Source organism: Eubacterium sp. CAG:156 (genome assembly GCF_000434315.1).
GTDB classification, from domain to species: Bacteria; Bacillota; Clostridia; order Lachnospirales; family Lachnospiraceae; genus Eubacterium_U; species Eubacterium_U album.
Window position 1 is genome coordinate 9098 of record NZ_FR878174.1, and the last position, 5874, is coordinate 14971.

At 32.7% G+C, this 5874-nt stretch carries 4 protein-coding genes; 2 read left to right on the forward strand and 2 right to left on the reverse strand.

What is annotated here, in order from left to right:
• Positions 1-118: 118 nt before the first annotated feature.
• Positions 119-2737, reverse strand: a complete 2619-nt coding sequence (locus ABMA45_RS08460; RefSeq protein ID WP_022089457.1) for a beta-1,3-glucanase family protein — start codon at positions 2735-2737, stop codon at positions 119-121.
• A gap of 480 nt (positions 2738-3217) precedes the next feature.
• On the opposite strand from ABMA45_RS08460, the gene ABMA45_RS08465 reads away from it, so the two are divergent.
• Positions 3218-4126 carry a Ppx/GppA phosphatase family protein gene (locus ABMA45_RS08465; RefSeq protein WP_022089458.1) on the forward strand — a complete coding sequence of 303 codons (909 nt, stop codon included), beginning with the start codon at positions 3218-3220 and terminating at the stop codon, positions 4124-4126.
• A 141-nt stretch (positions 4127-4267) separates the two neighbouring features.
• Entirely contained in the window at positions 4268-5269 is a 1002-nt protein-coding gene (locus tag ABMA45_RS08470; protein ID WP_022089459.1) for a polyphosphate kinase, read from the forward strand.
• Between the two features lie 96 nt (positions 5270-5365).
• Here ABMA45_RS08470 and ABMA45_RS08475 read toward each other — a convergent pair.
• Positions 5366-5874, reverse strand: a 509-nt coding sequence (locus tag ABMA45_RS08475; RefSeq protein ID WP_348030152.1) for a hypothetical protein, incomplete at its 5' end; no start/stop codon positions are given.

The window sequence follows — 5874 nt, forward strand, 5'->3', positions numbered from 1 at the left end:
ATTTATTTATAGATGCAAATCTAACAATTATTTATTATATAAAAGACGTCATCCTTACAATTTTCATTGTAAGAACAACGTCTTTTATTTCTATTACCTTTTACAGTTTATTAATTTTTTACCATTTAAGGTCAATGATTAATCCTGTTGGATTTGTGTAATGTAATAATGTACTGTGGTCATTTACATCATCATAACAGAAGCCATATGCAAGTCTGTCAAATGAATGATTGTGGAAGAATCCTGAATAGAAGTTTGAATTGCTATTCTTATAGTAAGCACTTTCATTATCATAATTTTCAGGTTCTGTTGCAACACCTCTGTTAAATGCTGCGCAAAGCTGTGCTTCGATAACTAATTCTGTTGAGTTACCTCTTGCCATGTTGCCTTTTCCTTCTAATACATCCTGAGTTGTTGGCTTGTAAATTGTGTATGTTCCACCAACACCGTCTTTTGTAAATACCATTGTATCTCCATGTACACGTCCTCTGAATGTTCCGGCATCACATGAGAATACTAAATCCTGTGTAGAATATTTTGACCAGAATTTATTGATATAGTTATCAAAATAATTTGAATACTGCTTTCCTTCGTTGAATGTAAGTTTACATGGTGCCATAATTCTCTTGTCTGTAAGTAATGTCTGGAATGCAGCAGGTACTTCATTTTTAAATGCCGCAAACATTTCTGCTCTTGTTCCTAAATCACCTACTGTCTTATCGTAAACATCTGCATCACCAGGGAAGTTGTTCCATCCACCTTCACCAATTAATCTTGTAGCCATTGGGAAGCTATAGAAATCTACTCTTGATGTGTTGCCCCAGTATTCTTTGTTTGTAATTGTAAATTCAATAAATTCAAATAATACATCTGCATTAGGGTCTGATGCATTGTTAAGGTCAGGTCCTGCAAATCCCATATTTCCATCTGCACCCTGGTTAATTGTAATATAAACAGGTGAACCATAGCTTAAGTACATTCTTCCTGATTCAATGTCAGGCATATAAACATAATCTTTCTGAGCTAATGTGTTGCAGATATTTGCACACATTCTGTCTCCCTTTTTAACTGTATTCATTGATAAGCTTACAGGGATTAAATTTCCATTTGTATCAACATAACATAATTCATGTGTTTTTGGATTCTTTCCAAGTATGCACCAATAAACCTGATCATCTGAATACTGACCTTTTGTCTTATTGTTCATCTGGAAATACATTCTGTCATCGTTTGCTTTTAAGTCTGCTCTTGTTTCAGGAATTGCTTCACTGTATGTTGGTTTTTCAGCCGGTGCTGTTGTAACAATTTCAGTTAAACCGTTAACTGTTACTGTTACGCTTACTTTTGCTGATTCTTTTCCATCTTTATATGTAGCAACTGAAACTGTGTGTGTTCCTGCTACGATATTTTTAAACTTGTATGAGCCACATCCTACTTTCTTTGCAACTCTTGTATCATCTACATATACATTGTATGAGTTAATTGTTCCATATCCCCATACTACTGTAATCTGATTATTTACAGGTGATGAAGCAACCAAACCAAATGGTGCAGGAAGACTTGAGTCAACCCCAATTGCTTCTGTTGTCTGTGGTGCCTTTGTTGTTGTTTCAGGTGCCTTTGTTGTCTGTGGTGCCTTTGTTGTCTGTGGTACCTTTGTTGTCTGTGGTACCTTTGTTGTTTCTGGTGCTTTTGTTGTTGGGGCAACTGCTGACTGTGCAACATTTACTGTCATTGTAGTCTGTGCTGATTCATTTCCGTTCTTTGTTGTAGTAATTGCTACTGTATGACTTCCTGCTGCATATCCTTCATATACATAATATCCGCAACCTACAGCTGATGCTACTCTCTTACCATCAATGTAAACATTGTATGAGTCAATATTTCCTCTTCCCCATACTACACTGATTTTTCCTGCTTCAGGATTTCCTACTACTAATCCAAATGGTGCTTCAATATTTGATGTAGGTGCCTTTGTTGTCTGTGGCGCCTTTGTTGTAGTTTCAGGTGCCTTTGTTGTCTGTGGCGCTTTTGTTGTTGTTTCAGGTGCCTTTGTTGTTGGGGCAACAGAACCTGTAACATTTACGCTAGCTGTTGCAGCTGCTGATTCTTTATTACCACTTACTGTAGTAACTTTTACTGTATGAGTTCCTGCTGCATATCCTTTATAAACATAATATCCACATCCCAACTTGCTTCCTACTAATGCATTGTCAATGTAAACATTATATGAGTCAACGTTTCCTCTTCCCCATACTACACTGATTTCTCCATTTGCAGGACTTGCAACTACTAAACCAAATGGTGCTTCAATACTTGTATCTGTTACAGGAGCTGATCCTGTTGTGTATGTCATCATTGATGAATCATACTGAAGTCCACCTTTGTTATATGTAAATGAGCAATCGATTTTATCACCTTTTTTAACATTGTTGATATCGTATTCGAAATATGAACCCTTAGCGTTCATTCCAATGTTAACCTGCTCTCCATCGTTAACTTTGTAATGAATAATTACATAAGCTGCCGGATTTGTTGGTGTAAATGTGATTCTGCAAAGACTGTCTGATACGTCCGTTGCTGTTACAGAATAGTCTTCTGCGCTTCCAATAGTTGATGCTGCTGCTTTTGCATTTGTACCCTTTGAAAATGAAATTGAAGATACAAGCATAGCAACTGCTAAGACTGCAACCATGATTCTCTTGAATCCTGGTGCAAAACGGTTCAATGTTCTCATAAAACCCTCCTAAAAATATTTTTACTTTTTTGTGATATCGCTTTCCAATCGCGATAAGTACTTTTTCTTATATACTATTTTTACCTTTTTATTTTACTAAAAAAAAGGGTTCAAATTTTATTATGGTAACATTATTTTTTAATTTCTTTTCTATTTTTGGCATTTATTGTATTTTGTTGTTTTCAATTTTGTTTTTTATTGAATTTTTCGCGTAATTTTTTATTGGATTTTACTAAATAATTTCTCTAAACAAAAATATTTTTATTCACTTTCGCCTATAATTTGTGTCACTTATTATTTTTACGCACAATATACATTGGTCATATTTAGATTTTACTTTGACTGTTTATAATTTCTTCTATATGTAAATACTATCAATAAAATATTTAAACTAATGTTCTCTTATTAATTACATAAATTTTGCTAATTAATTTGCAATTTCTTTTTAAATATTTTAAATCAGATTTTCCGGAGGTTTATATGTACGCAATTATAGATATAGGTTCAAATACAATACGAATGGTTTTATATAAAGTAATAAACAATGAGATTCAGCAAATGCTTAATTCTAAAATTCCTGCCGGGCTTGCCGGTTATATTGACAATAACAATATGCTTTCGAAAAAAGGTATTTTAAAAGCTATCGAAGCCTTAATCAAATTTCAAATTATATTAGAAAGTGTGGCTGTAAAAGAAGTTCATGCATTTGCAACCGCTTCATTACGAAATATCAGTAACTCAGAAGAAGTTTTAGCTGAAATTAAAAAACATTTTAGTTTTGATATTGAAATCATTTCCGGCAAAGAAGAGGCTTTGTACGATTACTATGGTGCAATGAAAAGCATTTCATCCGGAAACGGCTTATTAGTTGATGTAGGCGGAGGAAGTACTGAACTTGTTTATTTTGAAAACGGAAAATTATTGTCTACATGCTCAATACCTGTTGGTTCATTAAATATGTACACAAATTATGTTGAAGATATCATTCCTACTAAATCAGAATTAAAAAACATCAACGACCATGTTAATGAAATCCTTAACACGCTACCCCTTTCGCCTGAAACTGTTAACTCAACCGTTTTATTCGGAGTAGGTGGTTCTGCACGTGCCTGTTGTAAATTAAGCGACGAGCTTTTTAACGAGAACTCAGGATATACGGGTTTTGAATGCAAACGATTAAGCAAAATTTTGAAATCAGCAAAAAAAGACAAGCCTAAATTAGTATCGGCAATCATAAAAGCTACTCCCGGACGTATCCACACAATAATACCCGGAATTTCAATTATAAATTCAATTGCCGAGCATTACGGTTGCACTAATTTCACTGTGAGTCCATATGGTGTACGTGAAGGATATCTTTTAAATATATTGGAAGGCAAGACTTTTTAAACCACTACATTTTACTTGTAGACAGAATATTCATTTTGTACTGATGGTGTCAAATGCACTTTTACCTATTAATATCCGGTCCACAAGATAAAAATATATTCACTTAAAAACTATAGATAACAATCACATAAGGAGATTTGAATGAAAGAGAATTTACAAAATTATACACAAAATAGAGAATTGTCGTGGCTTAGATTTAACCAGCGTGTTTTATCCGAGGCTACAGACGAAACAGTACCTTTATTAGAACGTCTTAAATTTATATCAATCTTCACAAGTAATCTTGATGAATTTTTTATGATTCGTGTTGGTACACTTCATGATTTGAGCCAGATTAAAAGTAATCATAAAGATAATAAAACAGGAATGAATCCATCTGAACAGCTTGAAGCAATTTTTCGTGTTGTAAAACCTTTAATTAATTTCAGAGATGAGATTTATGAAAATGTTACTGAGCAACTAAAAACATATGGTGTTCACGGTCTGAGAATGAATGAAATTGAGAAAAAAGAATTAAAATATCTTAAGAACTATTTTTTGACACAAATTAATCCTATTCTTTCGCCTCAAATAATCGACCCTCATCATCCATTTCCGTTTTTAGTAAACAAAAACATATATGTCGGTGCTACATTAGCTAATGATAATGAGAAGAAAGATGCTGAGTTATTTGGTATAATTCCTATTCCGACTGCTCTTCCTGAAGTAATTTTTCTTCCCGGTGCAGATATTAGATATGTGTTTACAAGTGATGTGGTTTCCTATTTTGCTGATACAATATTTAATTCATATAAAATTCTTGAAAGTACAGTGTTTTCAGTAACACGAAATGCGGATATTTCCTCTGCCGACTTTATGACAAGAAATATGGATAAACGTGTAGAAGTTGGTTGCCCTATTAAAGATAAATATGTAAAAGAAAAAATAATGCATTTTATCGAAGTTCAGCAGGTTGATAACACAAAGGCACGTATTATGCGTAGTGACGGCACATACCGTTCCATAATTACAAGCAATGAGCCAATCGATAATCATACCGTATTAATGAACGAAGCAAAAAGAAATGCAGGAAACGCAAACTCCGAAAGCAAATCTTTTAACCCGAAAGATTTTATAGCTGAAATCAAAAGAAAATTTGGATAAGACTTTTACATTCTTCTATAAAAAGCATCCGGTTTTATATACTTATTTACTGATTACAGTAATGCATATAAAAACCGGATGCTTTTTTCTCATATGCTACCTCCTTATTATTTTAATTTGTTGTTTATCTCCTTTTTTTACATTTTGGTATTTTTTTACATATATCTTATCAATCTTCTTTGCCTTTGATACATCTATGTTTTTTATAGGGTTTCCTTCCAAAGAAAGAGAATGAATTTTTGCATTTGTTAAATCAATCTTTTCTATTTTACTAAATGATAAGCATAAATCATTTATTGATGGCGTTTTACTCATTCGCACTTTATCAATTCCCGTAGCTATTACTGTCACTTTCTTAAATTTGTCACATTTCGATATATCTAATTTTTTTATTCTTTTGCATTCATATAAATGTATTTTTTTAATTTTTCCAATTTTAATATTTTTTAAATATTTTGAGTAACATACTTCAAGGCTTTTTAAATTCTTTAACTTTGATACATCTATCTCTTTTATTCCTTTTCCTATTTCCTGCATGGAAATATTTTTAAGCTTCTTATTTTTTCCATACACGATTCCATTACAATTAAATCCTATTGCCTTAA